16 protein-coding genes are annotated in these 21,199 nt (G+C 50.4%); 9 read left to right on the top strand and 7 right to left on the bottom strand.

What is annotated here, in order from left to right; all coding sequences use genetic code 11:
• Positions 1-5 precede the first annotated feature (5 nt).
• From ACG2F4_RS03915 to ACG2F4_RS03930, 4 genes are all read left to right on the top strand, one after another.
• Positions 6-2,180, top strand: a complete 2,175-nt coding sequence (locus ACG2F4_RS03915; RefSeq protein WP_395258676.1) for a Tex family protein — start codon at positions 6-8, stop codon at positions 2,178-2,180.
• A 1,353-nt stretch (positions 2,181-3,533) separates the two neighbouring features.
• Positions 3,534-4,721, top strand: coding sequence for an aspartate aminotransferase family protein (locus ACG2F4_RS03920; protein WP_395258679.1), 1,188 nt, complete (start codon positions 3,534-3,536; stop codon positions 4,719-4,721).
• Between the two features lie 130 nt (positions 4,722-4,851).
• On the top strand, positions 4,852-5,805 hold the full coding sequence (locus ACG2F4_RS03925) for a threonine/serine dehydratase (protein ID WP_395258681.1): 954 nt from the start codon (positions 4,852-4,854) through the stop codon (positions 5,803-5,805).
• A gap of 277 nt (positions 5,806-6,082) precedes the next feature.
• On the top strand, positions 6,083-6,790 hold the full coding sequence (locus tag ACG2F4_RS03930; protein WP_395258684.1) for an SIMPL domain-containing protein: 708 nt from the start codon (positions 6,083-6,085) through the stop codon (positions 6,788-6,790).
• 29 nt (positions 6,791-6,819) lie between these two features.
• Here ACG2F4_RS03930 and ACG2F4_RS03935 read toward each other — a convergent pair whose 3' ends face one another.
• Positions 6,820-7,674 carry a 3-hydroxyacyl-CoA dehydrogenase family protein gene (locus tag ACG2F4_RS03935; RefSeq protein WP_395258686.1) on the bottom strand — a complete coding sequence of 285 codons (855 nt, stop codon included), beginning with the start codon at positions 7,672-7,674 and terminating at the stop codon, positions 6,820-6,822.
• 237 nt (positions 7,675-7,911) lie between these two features.
• Here ACG2F4_RS03935 and ACG2F4_RS03940 point away from each other — a divergent pair, with 237 nt between their 5' ends.
• The 5 genes from ACG2F4_RS03940 to ACG2F4_RS03960 all read left to right on the top strand — a co-directional run bounded on the left by ACG2F4_RS03940 (position 7,912) and on the right by ACG2F4_RS03960 (position 15,363).
• A complete protein-coding gene (locus tag ACG2F4_RS03940) occupies positions 7,912-10,356 on the top strand; it encodes a penicillin acylase family protein (RefSeq protein WP_395258688.1) in 2,445 nt (814 codons plus the stop codon).
• 265 nt (positions 10,357-10,621) lie between these two features.
• A complete protein-coding gene (locus ACG2F4_RS03945) occupies positions 10,622-13,603 on the top strand; it encodes a glycoside hydrolase family 3 N-terminal domain-containing protein (protein WP_395258691.1) in 2,982 nt (993 codons plus the stop codon).
• Position 13,604: 1 nt separating this feature from the next.
• Complete coding sequence (locus ACG2F4_RS03950; RefSeq protein WP_395258693.1) at positions 13,605-14,333, top strand: cytidine deaminase; 729 nt, start codon at positions 13,605-13,607, stop codon at positions 14,331-14,333.
• Positions 14,333-14,947, top strand: coding sequence for a hypothetical protein (locus ACG2F4_RS03955; protein ID WP_395258695.1), 615 nt, complete (start codon positions 14,333-14,335; stop codon positions 14,945-14,947). Before ACG2F4_RS03950 ends, ACG2F4_RS03955 begins: the two co-directional genes overlap by 1 nt.
• 218 nt (positions 14,948-15,165) lie before the next feature.
• Positions 15,166-15,363, top strand: a complete 198-nt coding sequence (locus ACG2F4_RS03960) for a histone H1 (protein ID WP_395258697.1) — start codon at positions 15,166-15,168, stop codon at positions 15,361-15,363.
• A gap of 226 nt (positions 15,364-15,589) precedes the next feature.
• Here the strand turns inward: ACG2F4_RS03960 and ACG2F4_RS03965 are convergent, their stop codons facing one another.
• The 6 genes from ACG2F4_RS03965 to ACG2F4_RS03990 form a co-directional block, all read right to left on the bottom strand.
• The gene (locus ACG2F4_RS03965) at positions 15,590-16,639 is read right to left on the bottom strand and encodes a hypothetical protein (RefSeq protein ID WP_395258699.1); all 1,050 of its coding nucleotides are present in this window, start codon (positions 16,637-16,639) and stop codon (positions 15,590-15,592) included.
• Positions 16,640-16,845: 206 nt separating this feature from the next.
• Entirely contained in the window at positions 16,846-17,535 is a 690-nt protein-coding gene (phoU, locus tag ACG2F4_RS03970; RefSeq protein ID WP_395258701.1) for a phosphate signaling complex protein PhoU, read from the bottom strand.
• Positions 17,536-17,576: 41 nt separating this feature from the next.
• Entirely contained in the window at positions 17,577-18,407 is an 831-nt protein-coding gene (pstB, locus tag ACG2F4_RS03975) for a phosphate ABC transporter ATP-binding protein PstB (protein ID WP_395258703.1), read from the bottom strand.
• A 47-nt stretch (positions 18,408-18,454) separates the two neighbouring features.
• Positions 18,455-19,312, bottom strand: coding sequence for a phosphate ABC transporter permease PstA (gene pstA / locus ACG2F4_RS03980; protein WP_395258705.1), 858 nt, complete (start codon positions 19,310-19,312; stop codon positions 18,455-18,457).
• The gene (pstC, locus tag ACG2F4_RS03985; protein WP_395258707.1) at positions 19,305-20,186 is read right to left on the bottom strand and encodes a phosphate ABC transporter permease subunit PstC; all 882 of its coding nucleotides are present in this window, start codon (positions 20,184-20,186) and stop codon (positions 19,305-19,307) included. The genes pstA and pstC overlap by 8 nt, the downstream gene beginning before the upstream one ends.
• Before the next feature lie 40 nt (positions 20,187-20,226).
• Positions 20,227-21,183, bottom strand: coding sequence for a PstS family phosphate ABC transporter substrate-binding protein (locus tag ACG2F4_RS03990; RefSeq protein ID WP_395258709.1), 957 nt, complete (start codon positions 21,181-21,183; stop codon positions 20,227-20,229).
• Positions 21,184-21,199: the final 16 nt, after the last annotated feature.

Below are 21,199 nucleotides of genomic sequence, written 5' to 3' on the forward strand. Positions count from 1 at the left end.
CCCGTATGACCGAAGCACAAATCCACAAGAATATCGCCAGTGAATTAAGTCTCAAACCGAAGCAGGTGGGCACCGTCGCCCAGTTTTTATCTGACGGGGCCACTGTCCCGTTTTTGGCGCGCTATCGCCAGGAGGCCACCGGCGGACTTGACGAGGAACAGATTCGGAATGTCCGCGACAAGCTGGAGTTCCACCACACGCTGGAAGATCGCAGGCAAACGATCCTGAAAACAATTGAGGACCAGGACAAGCTGACGGACGAGCTCGAAGAAAAAATCAAAGCGTGTACCGACCTGAACACGCTTGAGGATCTGTACCTGCCGTACAAACCCAAGCGGCGCACCCGGGGCGACATGGCCAAGGAGAAGGGGCTCGAACCGCTCGCCGAACTGATCTGGGCACAGGAGATCGTGCAGGGCGACCCGATGGAGCACGCCGCAACGTTTGTGGACGAGGAACAGGAAGTAACATCGGCCGAGGAGGCGATGGACGGCGCACTCGATATTGTGGCGGAATGGATTAACGAATCGCCGGAAGTCCGTGACAAGCTACGCGATATTTTCCGCGAGCATGCTGTCATCAAAACAGAGAAAAACCCCGATGTCGAGGAACGAACCAACTTTGAGGATTACTACGAGTTTTCACAAAAAGCCAAATACCTGAAGCCGTACCAAATTTTGGCGATCAACCGCGGTCAGCGCGAAAACATCCTGTTTGTGAATGTTGAGCTGTGGGATGACATCACGCTCGAAAATATCGATGATGTCGTCATCAACAATGAGATGAGCATCTTCGTACCCCACATCCAGGATGCGGTGGAAGACGCCTACAAGCGCCTGCTGTTTCCCTCCCTGGAGCGCGAGCTGCGCAACCAGCTCACCGAAAAAGCGGACGAGCACGCCATCGAAACCTTTGCCACCAACCTCTCCAACCTGCTTATGCAGCCTCCGCTCGACCACAAGGTAGTCATGGGCATCGATCCCGCCTACCGCACCGGCTGCAAGGTTGCAGTGGTCGACGAAACCGGCAAATACCTGGAGGGGACCACCACCTATCCCACTCCCCCACAAAACAAAGTGGCTGAGGCCGAAGAGGTCTTTTCCCGCCTGATCGACAAGTACGGCGTCAACCTGATCGCTATCGGCAACGGAACCGCGAGCCGTGAGACTGAGCAGATTGTCGCCGATTTCATTCAGAAACGGAAGGAGGAAAATCCAGATGAAGAATTGAACTACATGATCGTCAACGAAGCCGGGGCCTCGGTATACTCGGCCTCCAGGATCGCCGCCGAAGAGTTTCCCGACCTGGAAGCGGCCCAGCGCGGGAATATCTCCATCGCCCGCCGCGTGCAGGACCCCCTGGCAGAACTGGTCAAAATAGATCCGAAATCGATCGGGGTGGGCCTCTACCAGCACGACGTCAACCAGTACCAGCTGGCGCAATCCCTGGACGATGTGGTGGAGAGCTGTGTAAACCAGGTGGGCGTTAACCTGAACACGGCCAGTGCACCACTGCTCTCTCACATATCGGGGCTGACCTCTCGCGTTGCCAAAAACATTGTACAGCACCGGGAAAACGAGGGCATCTTCTCCAGCCGAGAAGAGATCCGGGAGATCCGTGGGGTCGGCGATTTCCGCTTCCAGCAGGCGGCCGGCTTTATGCGTATCCCGGAATCAGACAACCCGCTGGATAATACCGCCATCCACCCGGAAAGCTATGAGGCCACGGAAAAATTATGCAATCTGTTTGATATTAACTTGACCAACTTGAAAGAGCAACACAAGGCTATATCCGATAAGCTCGATAATATCAATAAGGAGGAGGTGGCCGAACAGATTGGCGTCGGCGTTCCGACGCTAGAATTGATTATCGAAAACCTCCAAAAACCGGGACGCGATCCGCGGGAATCACTGCCCAAGCCCGTACTGCGCGACGATGTGATGAAGATGGAAGACCTGAGTGAGGGACAGGTGCTGCAGGGAACCGTCCGCAACGTCGTAGACTTTGGGGCTTTCGTCGATATCGGTGTCAAGCAGGATGGACTTCTGCACATCTCAAAAATGGCCGATCGCAAGGTTGAAGATCCCCACGATGTGGTAGCGGTTGGCGATATCCTGGAGCTTAAAATTGTATCACTGGACCTGGAACGGGGGCGCATCGGATTGTCGCTCGTTGACTGAGATTTGATCTCCAAAAAAGCGGAGCAGATAACTACTCCGATATAGTTAAACTAGCTTCCATTTTTATCTGAATATTTCTGCTGCAAGGCTGCCGGTTTTCTTTTCGGCAGCCTTTTTATATCCCCCCTCTGACAGCGCAAACACCATACCTCGATATTGTTCAAACCGTAGCACTATTTTCACCTTTTCCGCGGTGAGCTATCCCGCAAGTGACTCTAAAAAGCGGCAAATAACATAAAGTATAATTTATGCATAAACTATAAAGTAATGGCGCTCATGAACTTATATACTCATTATAATTGCTGTCAAATCGTCTCATTCCGACTCTTTCCATATTCACCTAAATTATTTAGGTGACTTTCCCTGAGTGCCAAAACAAGCATATCGATCATGGAGGTGCTTATAACCCATTGATAAACAATCACTTATACTGGCCCCTAACGTAAAAGTTAACAGCAAATATTTGAACTTATTTTTCTTGCCTAAATAATTTAAGTCACGCACAAAACATCTACTCATACATATTTAAAATTTCTATATATAAATACATTAATCTTATGTGCAGCATATAGTTATATATAATATATCTATCCATATTTTCCCATTTGACAATACAATTAATGAGATTTTTTGACTCTCTTTTCCAGGGATATGACCCAGCTGGTAACTCATGACGCCAACTCATTGTCGGACAATCAGCTACAGCTTTCTTACATTATTATTTCTTTTTCTCATGACAAAATGCCGATCCGGTAGATTATCACCCCAAAAACTTTAATGTGACCTCTTCATCCCTGCACTTTTCTGTATGGATGGGCCCATCATTTCCTAATTCCGTCCTGGCGGCCAGCATTAAAAATTTTGTGAAATGTGTTTCCAATGAACCAGCTTACACTGTGTACCCTCGAGGTATCCCTTGCCTAATCCCAAAGTAAATTCCACCCTACTCTCTACACCTATTTTCAATACCAAAAGGGTCGTTTTTTCTCCTTATATCCCCCCCCCTCCTTTCATCCAATTATTTATCCATTATTGCCTGCGTGATATACTCTTTTCAGGTTTATTTTTCCGGGCTTTTCCCTGCAGGAACCACCAGGCTGTCGATATACATTTTACCGCTTAAGTCGCACTCCCTGTAGCAATTTAATAGAGTGCATTTTCAACTTCCTCAATTCTTCGTTCTGAGGGGTATACTCCCGTTTGATAAGATCAGGTGGTACAACCACCTTCCAACAAAATAGCAGGTTCTGCAAAGGTCCCTCAATATCAAAATTCATTTAGGGTATGATTCTTAGTTCTTACTGTTTATTTTAAGCGGGAAAGCTCACAAAGTGCCTAAAAATTAATATTACAATGACCGAATCACAGACTCCTGAAATCACTGAACAGTATTATTTTAATGTCTTCAACCGTCTCCCGATTGTAATGGAACGGGGAGAAGGTACCCGCGTATGGGATGAGGAGGGAAATGAGTATATCGACTTCCTGGCCGGCATTGCGGTAAACAGCCTGGGACACAACCACCCCAGCGTGGTGAAGGCGATACAGGAACAGTCTGAACGGCTGATACATGCCTCCAACATTTTTTACTACAAACAGCAGGCCGATCTCATCAAGAAGATGGCTGAGCTGTTTGATATGGATAAAATATTCCTCTGCAACAGCGGAGCCGAAGCGGTGGAAGGCGCCGTTAAACTGGCCCGGAGATATGCGGCTAAAAATGGAAAAGACGGCGAGATAATCACGATGGAAAACGGGTTTCACGGCCGTACCATCGCCACCATTTCAATGGGAATGAAAAAATACCAGGAGGGCTTTGACCCGATGCTGGGGGGATTCAAGGAGATTCCATTCAACGATATCGAGGCGCTGGAAGCGGCGTTCGACGAGAACACCTCCGGGATAATACTGGAAGTAATCCAGGGTTCCGGCGGACTTCACGTGGCCACCCAGGAGTTTATGAGCGCTATTGAACAGCTTTGCCGCACACACAACGCCGCCTTTATTGTGGATGAGGTACAAACCGGCGTTGGTCGAACGGGCGCATGGTTTTCGTACCAGAACTTCGGTGTTCAGCCGGATATCGTCGCCTCTGCAAAGGCGCTCGGGAACGGGTTCCCCATCGGGGCGGTCCTGGCCCGCGAAGAAGTGGCCGAAGCGATGGACACCGGCATGCACGGCAGTACGTTCGGGGGAAATCCGGTGGCCTGCGCGGCGGCGCTTGCCACGCTTGAAGAGATGGAAAAGCAGCAGATCGTAAAGCAGGCCGCCGAAAAAGGAGCCTATTTTACCGACAAACTGAATGAACTGGCTGACAAGCTCGACGGGGCGATCAAGGATGTACGTGGACTCGGACTGATGATCGGCGTTGAGCTCTCTTTCAATTGCGGAGATATCGTTACCGAAATGCTGAAGCGCGGCATTATCACCAACTGTACCAAGGGCAATGTGATTCGTATCATCCCGCCCATCATCATTACGGCTGAAGAGATCGATATCTACATCGAAAAACTGGAGGAATCGATTAATGCCGTGCGGTAACCGCGTACAGACCCGCCCGGGTTAACAAGTCGTTTACAATACCTCGTGCATGAAGTGGGGATGCGTTTCTTGTGGAGAGCAGCCGGCAGCTCCGGTATAAAACGCCTGTTTCAACGAAACGGTCAAACAGATGGAGATCTATAATGAAATCGAGGCTGCAAACAAGCGGATACGGAGCCATATTCTTCATACCCCGTTGATTCGGTCTCGCTGGCTCGGGTCACTGGCCGATGGGGAAGTGTATCTCAAGCTGGAAAACGAGCAGTACACCGGGTCCTTCAAGGCGCGGGGCAGCCTCAACAAGCTGATGTGGCTGCAAGAGAGAGGACAGCCATTTTACCCGGTAACCGCCTCCACCGGCAATCACGGCCTGGGATTTGCCCGGTCCCTGGAGCTGCTCGGACTCGAAGGCCGCGTCTACCTGCCGGAAACTGCTGTTAATGCAAAGGTGGAAAAAATAGCGGCTTACGGGGCAGATATCGAATATTATGGTGATGATCCCTATAAAACGGAGATGCATGCCAAAAAGCTGGCAGAAAAACAGGACCAGTGGACATATATATCGCCTTATAATGACAGGCAGGTGATCGGTGGACAGGGAACGATCGGCATCGAAATTTTCGAGGATATACAGGGTATCGACAACCTGTTGGCGACAGTCGGGGGCGGCGGACTCATTTCAGGAGTTGCGAGCTATTTTGCCAGGCATCTCCCGGGAACCCAAATCATCGGATGCCAGCCGGAGAACTCTCCGGAAATGGCAGTCTCGGTCCGTGCCGGCCGCTATCAGGAGGTGACATCCAGCCCCACGCTGTCGGATGGCTCGGCCGGCGGATTTGAACGCGATTCCATGACATTCGCTCTTTGCCGGCAGTTGGTCGACCAGTTTATCCTGGTCTCGGAACAGGAGATCGAGGATGCAATCAGAATGATGATAGAAAAGCATGGCAAACTTGTGGAAGGAGCCGCGGCAGTGGCGGTAGCCGGTTTTTTAAAGAAAATTGAACTATTCCGGGGAAAAACCACCGTCATCATTATCTGCGGGGGAAATATTTCGCGGGACCAGCTGAAAACCATTCTTTGACCTGGCGAAGATGTTGAACAAACCGATCGTTTTAAACGGAAATTAACCGGCTGTTAAAATTAATCGCAACCAGCAGGAAACACGATGAGCTTTCTTTTCCCTCTTATTACCTGTTCACATTGTCAGTACCCCATCAATTGTGTGTTGGAGTGGAACCAGTAACACGGTTAAAAAAATATTAACGGCGAACACTGCGTCAGGAAATTCTCTTTCCCTTAAACTATATTTTGACGGCAACCCGTTAGATTACAAACCCTAATCATCTAAACCCATTGATATGCGTTACCTCCTGATCCTGTTAAGTTTTTACTTTATTGTCCCCCCCGCCCCGGCGCAACAGCCTCAAGATAATATCATCTCGGTAACCGCAAGTGGCGAAGTAGAGCTCCCGGCCGATATCATCCAGTTCAATATCAATCTTAATGCCGAAGCCGATACGCCCCAAAAAGCTTATGAGCTACACAAAGAGCGCGAAAAAGTGCTCGTGGACCTGTTGGACCGATATGAGGTAAACGAGGATCAGATCCGTTTTCAGCCGATTTCGATCCAGAAAAGGTATACTGATGAGTATGTTCCCGGGGGAGAACGTGAGCGAAAAGAAATTTTCCAAACCAAGCAGCAGGTTAGCCTGGCTCTAAGGGATTTTGAAATATATGAGCAGATCCAGGTAACCCTTATTGAACACAGTTTTGACCAGTTTAGCGGGAATTTTCTCTCCTCCGACCAGCAGCAAGGAGAAGATGAGGCCCTTCGGCAGGCGATGCGCAAAGCTCAAAACAAAGTGGATATCATCGCCGAAGAAGCCGGTGTTGTACTCGGGGATATTAAATCCATCAACTACCACGAGAGCCAGTACTATCCCGGCCAGCGGATGGAATCGATGGCCATGAAAGCCGCCGACAGTCCCAGCCTGATGCAGTACGAGCAGACGGTGATATTAGAGGCGTCGGTCACAATCCAGTATACCATCGGGAAAACGAACTGAGAAGACGGAGACTATCTTTGAAGAAGACTTCAATCGTGCCGGTAGAATCCTTCGCCCGTTTTGTCGCCGAGCCTGCCCGCATCCACCATCTTCACCAGCAGCGGGCATGGCCGGTATTTGGGATCTTTAAATCCCTCGTAAAGCACCTCCATGATGTCCAGGCAGACATCAAGACCGATAAAATCAGCCAGGCGCAGCGGGCCCATCGGGTGGTTCATTCCCAGCTTCATGACCGCATCCACATCTTCGGGATCGGCCACGCCCTCATACACGCAGAAGATCGCTTCATTGATCATCGGCATCAGTACGCGGTTTGAGACAAATCCAGGTGAATCCTTCGCTTCTACCGGCGTTTTGTCGATCGCCCTGGCGATGCGTTCTACCGAATCATAGGTAGCCTGGCTGGTTTCAAGTCCCCTGACCACCTCAATGAGTGTCATGATGGGTACCGGGTTAAAAAAATGCATCCCGATGAAGCGGTCTGGCCGGCGGATCGTCGCCGCCAGCCGGGTGATGGAAATGGATGAGGTATTGGAGGCCAAAATGGCATCCTCACCGGTGGCAGCATCCACTTCGGCAAATACCTGCTTCTTCAGTTGGAAATTCTCAGGTACCGCTTCCACGACCAGGTTCACCTGCTCTACCCCTTTGGCGAGATCGGTGAATGTTTTGATGCCATTGAGCGTCTCCAGCTTTTTTTCGGGATCGATCTTGCCTTTGTCAACCATCCGTTCAAGGTTATATTCAATGGTTGCCACGGCGTTTTCGGCCAGCTCCCGGGAGGTTTCCACCAGGTGAACAGGGATCCCATTCATCGCAAATACATGAGCAATACCATTCCCCATCGTTCCGCCGCCCACAACTGCTGCTTTCTTAATCTCCATCGCTTGTTATTGATTAGTGGTTCTCCTTTATTGGCTGAAAGAATCATTTACCCTTTTGTAAACTAACATATCTACCCGCTATATGCGACATTGAGTAGCAACCGTTCTTTCTCAATCTACTCCTTTTTGGGAATGCGTTGCATATCACATGATCATTGATCAAACAGTTTTGTTTCGTACATTTCCAGAGGACTTTGCAAAGCTCTCTTCCACAAATTTTTATCGTCGAATTTTTCCATGAATAATTTTCTGAAAATTCTTCTGCTCATTCTGATCGTGTTAATCGGGATAACGGGACTGGGGATCTACTGGACGTTCTACCGGACGCTGCCCGACTACCAGGCCACCCATACGCTGGAGGGACTGGACCGCGAGGTTCAGATCCACTGGGACAACTACGGGGTTCCCCATATTTATGCCGACACGCGCAACGACCTCTACTACAGTCTGGGCTATGTGCATGCCCAGGACCGTCTCTGGCAAATGACCCTCACGCAGATGGCTTCCGAGGGTCGCCTGGCAGAGTTCCTGGGGGAAGACCTGGTGGAGGCCGACCTCTTTCAGCGTACGCTGGGCTTTTGGAAGATTGCCCAAAAAATCGAGCAACAGCTGCCGGACTCTACCCGCCGGATCCTGCAGTCATATACCGACGGTGTCAATCAATATGTCAAAACCCATCCGAACCAACTCCCGCTAGAGTTCGCACTGGTCGACATGGAACCAATACCGTGGACGGTTACCCACTCGCTGGCACTGGCACGACTGATAGCCTGGGAGCTGAATATTGCGTGGAAGAACGAGCTGTCGCTGGCCTATCTCAGCAAGCACCTGGAACCGGCACAGTTCAGGGAATTGATGCCCAGCAATGAATTTACAGCTGCCAAAAAGCCCTCAGTTCCCGCCTCTCTCACTTCCGACAAGATGCTCGCGTTGCTGGAGGGGGATCTTGCGCTTCGCCGGGTTTTGAAATCGGAGGGATTCAGTCCCGGCAGTAATGCCTGGGCCGTCAGTTCCGAAAAGACGGAGACCGGCTATCCCCTGCTGGCGGGCGATCCCCACCTGGGACTCAGCATGCCCGGCAAATGGTATGAGGTGCACCTCAATCTCAACGGCCGGAATCTCTCCGGGGCCACCCTGGCCGGGGCTCCGATCCTGGTGCTGGGACAAAACGATTTTATGGGATGGTCGCTCACCAATGTGATGCTGGATGACACCGATTTTTTCCTGGAAAAAGTCAATCCCAACGATGAAAACCAGTACCTGGTGGATTCGCTTGACGGTCAGCCGGTCTACCGTGAATTTGAGATTCAACGTGAACTGATAAAAGTTCGAAACAGCAATGATACCACCTTAACCCGCCGTTTGACCAAACACGGACCGGTGATATCAGAAATCTATCCCGGCCAGCAGATCATTGGCGAGCAGGTGATTTCCATGAAATGGACGGCCCTGCAGGTCAGCCACGAGGTGGATGCGCTGCTGGGCATCAACTGGGCGCAGTCATTCAAAGAGTTTCAGCGGCATCTTCCCTATTTCAAGGTTCCGGGTCAGAATATTATCTACGCCGACAGGGACGGAAATATCGCGATGTACAGCCTCGGCGGACTCCCGGTCCGCAGTGGTAACCCGGTATTACTGCGCGAAGGCTGGAAGCCGGAAAATGACTGGCAGGGCTACGTGCCGTTCGAAGAGATGCCCCGAACCGTAAACCCGGAGTCTGGCTGGGTTGCCAATGCCAACAATCCTGTACAGCTTCGCGAAGCTGAGCGGTATATCTCCATATACTGGGAACCCGACGCCCGGTATGAACGAATCCGCCAGTATTTGACACAAAATGAGCGCCTTTCGCCCCAAATTTTCCAGGCCATGCAGCTCGACACCTACTCTATTTATGCCCAACAGATCACCAACATGATCTTGCCCGTACTGCAAAATGCCGACCAGGATTTCGATACGGTGATATCTTACCTGGAAAACTGGGATTTCCAGTATGAACCCAACGAAACGGCTGCTTCTATTCTCGATGTCTTTATGCTTCGGCTCAACGAAAATGTGTTTAAGGATGAGATGGGAGAAGCCGGCTACAACAACTACATCCGCTTTTCGGGGCTGCCCGCGCGTATCCTGTTTCGTTCCCTCAGGCAAAACAGCTCGTTCTTCGATAATGTTAACACCGACACCATTGAAACGCGGGAAGACCTGATTGTAAACACGATGCGGGAGACGACGGATTACCTGGAATCGGAGCTCGGCGAAGAGCCGTACGAGTGGCGGTGGGAAAATATCCATACCGTTACACTTAAACCCCAGCTTTTTGGTCAGGCGGCCGAACAGCCGGATGCCAACAGCGCGCTGAAGCTCATCGTCCGGAACCTGATGAACAAAGGACCCTATGCGGCACGGGGACACAAAATGAGCATCAACAAGGGGTCCTACCTTTGGAGCGATCCCTATGAGATGGTTGTCGGCCCCTCCATCCGCCGGGTTGTGGACCTGTCGAATATGAGCAGAACGCTCTCGATAACACCTACCGGCCAGTCGGGGCTGATGCTATCGGAATATTACGGAGATCAAACGGAAAGCTGGCTCAACGGCCAGTACAAATATCTTTACCAGGACAGTACCCTCTTTGAGGAGACTGTCTACCGCACCATGCGGCTACTACCGGCCGAAGCCCCATAATCAACATGGCCGACAAGCGTTGCAAGAGTTGAACTCTTTGCCGTATGTTACGCATCAAAGAGCTGGTAGCTCATGGTTAAAGACCTGTATAAAGTATTGATCTTTTCAGCACTACCGCAGGAATTGTGTAAACAAAAATTTAACCGGACCGAAACCTCATGTATTCGACGCTTTGTAGTTCCACTGTCAGCCAATATCAGTCAGAGGCAGTGAGGACCGGCAGGCTACAGCAAGAGGGTCGATCCGGCTTAACCGTATTGGAAATTTGGAAAAAAAGTTACTGATGAATGTTGGATCAAATTGGAGCACCCGTATAACAGTCCTTTCCCTATCTGTACTGGTATTGCTGGTCAGCTGCCGCACCACCCGGGAGACTCCCTCTGTTAATCAGCCAGATCAACCCGGGGCGATGGAGCAACCAAGCGTGCTGGAACAGCAGCTCCACGGAGAGGGTGACGGAAAACCGAAACCTGAAATATCCCTGGTCTCCGGTCCCGTAACCATCGATTCGCTGATGGAAGAAATGACCTTGCGCGAGAAGATCGGTCAGCTTTTTGTTACCCACGCCAACGGGTACTTTGTCAATGAGGACAGTGACACCTATTATGAGCTTGTACAGAAGATTCGGAAATACCAGGTGGGCGGAATCATCTTCAACAGCGGTAATATTTACGGACAAGCCGTGCTTCACAACAAACTGCAGCGGGCCAGCAGACTCCCCCTCTGGATAACCCAGGATATGGAGTTTGGGGCGGCGATGCGGGTCCGCCGCTCGACATACCTGACCCCCGCAATGGGAATTGCCGCCACGCAGAACCCGGAATACGCCTACTGGGCCGGAAAGATTACTGCGCGTGAGGCCAAGGCGCTGGGCGTACATCAGATCTTTGCTCCCGTCCTCGATGTAAATAATAACCCGGAAAACCCGGTCATTAACGTGCGCTCTTTTTCAGGTGATCCACAAACCGTGGCTACCTTTGGTAACGCCTTTATTGACGGGGTACACTCGGAAGGCGTCGTGGCCACAGCCAAACATTTTCCGGGTCACGGGGATACCGACGTCGACTCTCACCTCTCCCTGCCGGTCATACCACACTCCTATTCCAGGCTGGACACCCTGGAGCTGCTCCCGTTCAAGGCAGCCATCGACCATGGAGTTTCGAGCATCATGAGTGCTCATATCGCTTTTCCAAAAATAGGCAACTCCAACGGTACCCCCGGCACGCTGGATGAACAGGTGCTGGATCGTATTTTGCTGGATTCACTGAATTTTAACGGCATTGTGGTCACCGACGGGCTGGAAATGCGCGGGATCTCTTCCCGGTATTCTCCCGGCGAAACTGTTGTCAAAGCCCTTCACGCCGGGGCCGACCTGATGCTGCTGAGTCCCGATGAACTGACGGCAATCAACGAAATAGAGCAGGCGGTCCGCCGGGGAAGTATCACCGAGCAGCGTATTGACCGTTCGGTGCGAAAACTGCTTGAATGGAAAAAGGAATACGGACTTTTTAAAAGCCGGACTATTGACATCGACAGCCTCGACAAGGAGATTCATACTACGGAGCACCAGCTGATCGCGGATGAGATCGCCCGCAAGTCGATCACAGTCATTAAAAACGAGCAGGATCTGCTGCCCCTGCGCCCCTACAAATACCCGAACGTGCTGGCGATCTCTATCGCCGACGACATCTCGGGAGAGACCGGCACCTATTTTGCCGAGCAACTCAAAACCTATCATCCAAACGTCAAGTTTCATGTATACGACCGGCGAACAAACGAGGAAGAGAAAAAGGAGATCATGAACAATGCCCGAAATGCTGATCTCATCATCCTAGGCTCCTTTATTTACGTGCGTTCCGCCCAGCCCATGCAGCTCTCTTCCGAACAGTTCGATTTTTTAAAACAGCTGGCGGCCGGGAACAAACCCTCCCTGCTGGTGGCGTTCGGGAATCCGTACATTGTTCGAGACCTTTCCCAAACCGATGCACAAGTGATGGCGTGGTCGGCTCGAAACGCACAGGTGCGAAACACTGTACCGGCCCTGTTCGGGGCCTCCCCTGTTACCGGGAAGATGCCGATCGATATCCCGGGGTATTCGGTCATCGGTCAGGGCATCGAAATTCCACAAACCACTATCCGAAAAGATCAGCCGGGGACCGCCGGTTTTACCAAGGACTCCCTGCGCCGCATCGATCATATCATGCAGGAGGCTGTTTTCGATTCTACCTTTCCCGGCGGCACGGTAACCGTGCTTAAAGACGGGATTATCGCCTACCAGAAGGGATACGGGTATCACACCTATGACAAGCTGAACCCCGTAAATGCCACCGACATCTATGACCTGGCGTCCCTGACCAAGGTAGTTGCCACCACAACAGCGGTAATGCGACTGGTCGATACCGGAAAATTGAACCTTGACGACCGGGTGGCCGAATATATTCCCGAATTCAATACGGGACCTAAAAAGAATATCACGATTCGCCATCTGCTGTCTCACAACTCGGGACTGCCCCCGTTTCGGGTGTATGTCGATTCCCTGAAAGAACGCAGTCAACTGATCCAGGCCGTCAGGGATGAACCTCTCATCTATTCGCCGGGAAGCAGGTACGAATACAGCGACCTGGGATTCATCCTGCTTGCCGAAATAGCAGAAAAAGTCTCCGGCCGGCGGATCGACCGCTTCATCCGTCAGGAGATGTTTTACACGATGGGGATGAACTCCACCTACTTTAATCCCCTGGCAAAGGGAGAGTGGATCAGCAACCGTATTCCTCCCACGGAGATCGACACCGTCTTTCGAAAAGAGACCGTCCGGGCCCGGGTTCATGACGAGCGGGCCTATTTTATGGACGGAGTGGCTGGGCATGCCGGTCTTTTTTCCAACGGTACCGACCTTGCGGTATACGCACAGATGCTCCTGAACGGGGGAACGTATGGCGGACGCAGGTACCTGAGCGATGCTGTTATTCGAGCCTTTACTGCCCCGCAGCCGGCCAATCCTGAGCGGGGACTCGGATTTGACCGGAAAAGTACCGGTTTCAGTTCGGCGGGAACGTTGACCAGTGACAACACATTCGGTCATACCGGTTTTACCGGCACCAGCATCTGGATCGATCCTGCACGGGACCTCGCAATTATTATTCTTGCCAACCGGGTGCATCCCCACCGGTCGTACGGCCACAACATCAGTGAAATCAGGGCGGCCGTGGCCGATGCCGTTATTTCATCCATAATTGACAACCAGTAAAATGACGTTGGAAGAGCTCGAAACCCGATCCTACACTCCTTACTCCGGGCAGCCTGCAGCTGTTATTTTGGAAAGCCGCTCGGGGAAATTATATCCGGGTGTAAGAATTGAAAATATCTCCTTCCCCTTGACCATCTCCGCAATGCAGTGCGCCGTGGTAATTTGCACAAGCGAGGGAGAACAACCGGCAAAAGTCTACCGCCGAACACCGCCATCAACAGATGGAGAGACCGATTTTTGGGAACGGGAGCTGGACCTCGAGTACTCTGTTGAGCCTGATTTTGACAAAGAGCTGGATGGGATCGTCACTTCACACGATGATATCAGCCATTGCCTGCAGCGTCTACTGGGCCGTTCACACTCCCCCTATTCCAACTTCCCGGTTTCCACAATTCTTGAAACGAGCGGAGGCCTTGTCTCGGGTGTGAATATTGAATTCAGCGCCTGGGAGTCGGGGCTTTGTGCTGAACGCACGGCCATTGCCAAAGCGATCGCCGGCGGGATCGACCTTTCGTCGATCAAGGCCCTGCATCTCCATACCCGGCACGGAGAATACAGCAGCCCCTGCGGAGCCTGCAGGCAGGTTATCATTGAGCACCTGCCCCAAATCCCCGTTTTCATCCACCATTCGGATGGATCCCTATCCCGGCACTTTAGTTCCGACCTGTTACCATACAGCTTTAAATCCGACTTCCTGAAAAAAAACTTACAACACACAAAAAACCAGTAATGAAATATATTCTAACGCTCGATTACGAGCATCTCGATAATGGCTTATTCCTTACCAATGTTGCCCAGGGGCTGGCCCGGTTTCAGAACAACCGGGATGATGCCCGGCTTGTTGTCGTTCACGGAGAAAGTGAATACACCGAACGCCTTATACAAACCGGAATTATGCGGGAGGAGGCCACCATTCGAGCGATCAAGGATCTGAATCATCGACTGGTGGCCCTGTTTGCCGACCAGGGTGTTTCAGCGGTGGGGCTAAACGGCTATCAGCGAGAATGCATCACGCTGGAAGAGGGAAAACTCAACATCAATATGGACTACATTGAATCACTGCACCACGGCCCGGTATTGCTGCTTTCCAACCTCGTGCTAAACCGAAAGAACAATAAACCGACGCCCGTGCCACTGAACAGATACCTGGAATTCCTCCATATGCAATTTGCACCCGAAGAGCTCATCCTCTTTTCAAAGTACGACCATCGTTCGCCACCCAAAGAAAACTCTTCGGGCCCGGCCCCCGCTCCCCCGGATGATCTCACCGGACTCTCGGTCCCAACCCATATTACCACGACGGCGGAGTTCATTACCCGAATCAACCAAAATCCGGACCAATAGCAGTACAAAGGATTAATATTTCCCGATGATACTCCGGATATCCCCCTTATTCTGTTAGAATAGGAGAAAAAACGCAGAATTTAGGTTAAAAATCAGGTTTTTTACTTGACAGTACAGATTGGAATGTATTAGTTTCGAACAATCGATGGCGGTATAAAAACAAATGTCATCAAATCGATTAAAATTAACATTAAACATTAATTTAACGGAGTTACATAATGAGCCGATATGACGAAATGAGCGAACTGTTAGATCAGCTGGAACCAGATATTAACAAGTTCTACAACAAAGGGAACAAAGCTGCCGGCACACGTGCTCGCAAAACTCTTCAAGAGATTAAGAAGACAGCACAGGATATTCGTTTGGAAATTCAAGAATGGAAAAACACCGGTAAAGTAGACGAGATTAAAGGATAAGATACCCAATTATTTAATTCGGTAATATCCTACCGGAAAAGGCCACTTTTTTTGAAGTGGCCTTTTCTATTTTAAATGATTTTTAATGCCCGTTCGATATAAAATTTCTTGCAAATTATCTGTTCATTTCTTCGGGCCTGGCCCTGCCCTCCCGCCGCAACCGGGTATTTCTCTCCCCGCCCTTTCATTGCATCAGTCACTGGCACTAAGAGTATTTTAACGTCCGTTAAAAGTTGTAGGCCAGAGTAAGCCGGGGAATCAGGTCTGTGCCCGGCGTAGTGCCCGTTAAATCGCTCTCATCATATATAGCGGCTTCCAGGTTGGGCATTAAATGGATATTGTTGTCCAGCTCGAAATCAAGCCCGGCAATCAGGATGGTTGAGGCAGACTGGCTGCTGATCGGAAAATAATCGTTGTTCTGTACCCCGTTTATATTGTCAAACGTACGGTCGACCCGCAAGAAGCCCTGCGTTTTCTCTGAGAGTGTAAAATTGCTGAATACAGAGGCCATCTCCAGGTTCAGGTCCACCTCGTTGCCCGCTGAATACTGCGTGGCATTCTGCCGCTGTTGATGGGCAAAAAGAAGTCCCAGGTTAAAACTGTCTGACTGGTAGCCCAAAAAACCCTGCAGAGTGAACCAGTCCTGGTTTTCAAATTGATCGTTATAATCGCCATAAACTTCTGCCACCAGGTGATCGGTCAGTTCATAGGAAAGCGAAAGCATAAACTTTTTACCCGGGTTGGTTTCCGAGCTGTTGCTGTTCCCGTTGCCAACCATAAAGTGGTAATTCAGCCTGCCGTCCGTGTCCAGTTCTCCTTCAAACGCAATTCCAAAATCTCGGGAGCTGGCAAATTTCAGCAAGTCCAGCGGCGACTTTTCAACCGATCGGTAGCCCCACACATCCTCAATGAGGGCAAAAGTGGGCGTTGGTGATATGCCCGCCAGAATCTGGTGTTGGTCATTCTCCCACTGCAGGTAGAGATCTTTGACAACGGGAGTAATTTTTGCCTCGGTATTAAACTGACCGGGGCTGTTCCCCTCCAGACGAAATCGACCGGAAAAGGCCTCACTTATCTGGTAGTCGTAGGTAAAATAGACTCTGCGTATCCAGAATCCGTTTTTTCCCTCCAGGTCACTGTTGTGATTGGAGGCGACCCAAAAATAGTCGCTGTAGACCCTTCCGCTGATCTCACCCTTTTCGGTAAGAGCAGATTGTGCAAATGTGGTGGACGCCCATACCAATAGCAGGGCGCCTAGTAAACCTGACGTCTTCATGTAAGTGTGTTTTTTTGTTTTGCTGATCGTTTTTGGACGGCGTTTGATCGTCCTTTCAAAAAAATCATCCGGTGCATCGCTGCTACCCGGCCACGCTGTAGCACCTGTTATAAAGCTTCCGTTCCACTGTAGGTAAACCCAGGCATATATTTTCAGGAAGCGGCTTCATTAATATCTCATAAAGCCACTGCAAAGCCGGTATCGGGCTACTCCTCGTTATTCTTCTTTTTCTTTGATCCCAGCTTTTTGTGTTTAAGGACTTTGGCCTCAATATAAAATACCAGCTGCTCGGCGGTATTCTTTGTCAAGTCTCCCACCCGCTCCAGCTTGCGAATGATGGAAAACAGGTACAGGTACAGCTCTACGTTGTCTGGATCTTTCTGGATAAGCTTTCCCGTGGTTTTTGCCGCTTCCTGGTTGATCTCATTCAGCAACTGATCTTTGGAAAATACCTTCCGGGCTTTCTCCGTATCTTCGGCGACATAGGCGCTAAATACGTTGCTGAGCATATTGATAGCCGTTTCGTACATCTCCTCGATCCGCATTTTTTTGATCACCTTCTGATCAATGGGGTCTCCGTACTCCAGGATATACCGTGCGATGCTGTCGGCGTGGTCGCCGATCCGTTCGAGGTCGGAATTGATTTTAAGCGAGGCGATCACGAAGCGCAGATCCACTGCAACCGGATTAAAAAGCGCCAGGAAATTCTCGCAGTCGCGATCTATTTTCAACTCCAGGGCATCGACGCGCCGTTCGTTGGCAATAATATCGTGGGCCAGTTCTTTATCAAAATTGAGCAGCGCTTTTTTCCCTTTCTCAAGCTGGGTTTTCACCAGGTACATGATCTCTAAAATATCGTCGTTGAGTAAGCGGAGCTCCGTCTCTAGGTGTGACATGGTGGCTGATTCTTTTAATTGTCCTGATTCATCGGTATGCATTAACCGAATCTCCCTGTAATGTAATTTTGTGTACGCTCTTTTTCAGGATTTGTAAATATTTTTTCAGTATCGCCATATTCAATCAATTTTCCCATATATAAAAAGGCGGTTTTACTGCTTATCCTACCTGCCTGCTGCATGTTGTGGGTGACAATGACAATGGTGTAGTTTTTTTTCAGTCCATGGATAAGATCTTCAATTTTACCGGTGGAGATCGGATCAAGTGCCGAGGTGGGCTCATCCATGAGCAGCACCGAGGGTTTGACGGCGAGCGCACGCGCAATACACAACCGCTGCTGCTGACCGCCCGACAGGGATAATGCCTGCTTGTCAAGATCATCTTTGACCTCGCTGTAGAGCGTGGCCTGCTTAAGCGATTCGATAACCCGTTCCTCAATATAATCCTTGTCAGAAATTCCCTGTATTTTCAGCCCGTAGGCTACATTCTCAAAAATGGACTTGGGAAACGGGTTGGGTTTCTGAAAGACCATGCCCACCGCCTTGCGCAGTTCCTCAACCCGGACTGACGGGGCGTAAATATTTTGATCGTCCAACAGGATTTTGCCGTTCATTTTGAAGTTGTCGATATAGTCGTTCATCCTGTTAAAAAGCCGCAAAAACGTTGATTTTCCGCATCCTGAGGGACCGATAAAAGCAGTTACGGAATTGGGAACAATATCCAGGCTGATGTTCTGTATCGCCTGGAAATCCCCGTAAAATACGTCAATATTCTTTGCCTGCAGCTTGTACTGCAACTGGTCACCTTTCTTTTGCTTGTTGGATTCTTTCTCCACGGCGTTTACGTTTGCCTCTTTGGTTTTGGTCTCCATGTCATTTCAGTTTTTATCTTGATACTCATCGTTGTGAGCCGGGCTGCCTACCAGTTAACTTTCTTCTGCCATCGGTTTCTAAGGTATACCGCAATTCCATTCATCACAAATGTGATCAGCAGCAGTACAATGATGGCCGCGGCCGCATTTATTACAAATTCGTGCTGCGGGCGGGTAACCCAGTTAAATATCTGTATCGGCAGTACGGTAAACTCGTCAAGTGGACTCTGGGGAGCAAATGGGACATAAGCCAGGGCGCCTATAACAATGAGAGGGGCCGTTTCCCCCACAGCGCGCGAAATCGCCAGGATAACCCCGGTCAGGATTCCCCCGATACAAGCGGGCAGAATCTGATTCCATATAGTCTGCCATTTGGATGCTCCCAGTGCAACGGAGGCGTCACGTATGGAGGAGGGAACCGCCCTTATAGCCTCCCGCGTAGAAACGATAATAACCGGTAAAATCAGCAGCGACAGCGTCAGCGCACCGGCCAAGATGCTGTTACCCAGTTTCATAATCCGTACAAATACCTCCAGCCCCAATAGTCCATAGATAACCGAAGGGACACCCGCCAGATTCGCAATATTAATTTCCAGGAACGTACTGAGCCTGCTCTTTTTCCCGTATTCCTCCAGGTAGAGTCCCGCACCCACTCCCAGCGGAAACGAGATGAGCGTGGTCAGCACAAGCACCCATACCGTACCGATCCATGCAGTATAGATGCCAGATCGCTCGGCAAACCGGGAGGGAAGACTCATGATAAATTCCCAGCTCAAACGTTCGCTTCCCATGTATACAATAAATCCCAAAAAGATGGCCAAGACCACCAGTCCCACAAGCGTGGCAGCCACGCCCACCCCTTTGAACATTTTGTCTTTAAACCTGTTATATCTGGCTCTATTCATATTTCTCCCGGTATTTTGCGCGAATCCAGTAGCTGATATTGTTCAGGATAAAGGTAAAAATAAATAGCGTTATCCCGGCCGCGAAGATGGTCCGGTACGCGGTGGTCCCATACGGTACATCCCCCATGCTTATCTGTACGATATAGGAGGTGATCGTTTGAATCGGGACGGTGGGATCAAAGGTAAACCGCGGCTGCATACCCGCTGCAATTGCCACAATCATGGTTTCGCCGATAGCACGCGCAACGGCAAGAATACCCGAAACGATGATACCCGACGATGCCGCCGGTACCATCACCTTAAAAGCGGTCTGCAGCCGGGTCGATCCCATGCCGAAGGCCGCCTGCCGCAGGGAATCAGGCACCGAATTCAGCGCATCTTCACTCAACGACGAGACAAACGGAATAATCATGATACCCATCACAATTCCGGGCGAAAGAGCATTAAACCCGGAGAGATCGGTAACAAAATTCTTTAGAAAGGGGGTTACGATCATTAACGCAAAAAAGCCGTAGACCACGGTGGGTACTACGGCTAATACTTCCAGCAACGGTTTGACCACGTTCCGAAATCGCCTCGGGGCGTATTCATTCAGATACACCGCAATGATGATGCCGATGGGCAGGGCCACCGAGATCGCAATCAAAGAGGTGAGCAGGGTTCCCGCAATAAGAGGCAAAATACCATAAGACTTGCTGGTAAACAGCGGAGTCCATTCCGTACCGGTTAAAAAATCGATTATTGAAACTTCACTGAAAAAAGCGACAGCTTCCACTAGCAGCACCAGGATAATCCCAACGGTGGTCAACACGGTAATAAAGGCACAAGCCGCCAGCGCCCTTTCTATTATGTTCTCCTTCGTTTCCCTTTTCATATAAAAACGATGTCGTTACTAATACCCAGCAATTTTTTGGTTATGGTTGAGCGCTCGTGCTGTCAGAGGAAATAAAGGAGTGGAATTTGTCTTTTTGAACCTGATAAACAGAATCGGGCATCGCCACGTAACCGACCGATTTCGTAAGTTCAGGAGCGATGTCCAGATAGAATTCAATAAATTGCTGCACTGCCGGTCGCTGTGCGGCCTCTTTGGAGACATAGATAAACAGCGGACGCGAGAGGGGGGTGTAGGTATCATTGGATACTGTTTCAATGGAGGGAGCCACCGGGTCTTTCTCGCCATGTTTGACCGGAACCAGCCTGAGCTGTTCCTGGTTTTCCTCGTAGTAGGCCAGGCCAAAAAATCCAAGTGCGTACTGGTCGGTCGACACCCCCTGTACGAGTACATTATCATCTTCACTGGCCGTAAAATCTCCCCGGCTTGCACCGCTTTCGCCAACAACAGCTTCCGTAAAGTAATCGTACGTACCGGAGGCGACGCCCGGTCCATACAGGTTGAGACCATTCTCCGGCCAGTCGGGGCGGATATGATTCCACTGGGTAATCTCATCCTGCGCTTCTGGTTCCCAGATCGTTTTCAGCTCCTCAACCGTTAAATAGTCGACCCAGTCGTTTTCCGGGTGTACAACTACCGCCAGCCCGTCATACGCCACCGACAACTGAAGATATTCGACCCCGTTTTGTTTGGCCGCCTCAATTTCGGTAGGACTAATCTCCCGCGAGGCGTTATTTATAGCCGTTTCTCCTCGTACGAATTTCTGGAACCCGCCCCCTGTACCTGACACGCCCACGGTAACCCGAACATCAGGGGCTTCGGAACGGAATTCTTCAGCAACGGCTTCGGTAACGGGAAAAACAGTGCTTGAACCATCGATATTGATTCTACCGGAAAGGGTGTCTCCGTCCCCCCCGGAACCGCAGGAGGAGAGTAAAAAGGATGCAACCAACAGGGTGAGAAACAGGCTTTTATTCATAATGAGGAAAAAGTGA

This window comes from Halalkalibaculum sp. DA3122, assembly GCF_043951865.1.
Classification (GTDB): domain Bacteria; phylum Bacteroidota; class Rhodothermia; order Balneolales; family Balneolaceae; genus JAMQKA01.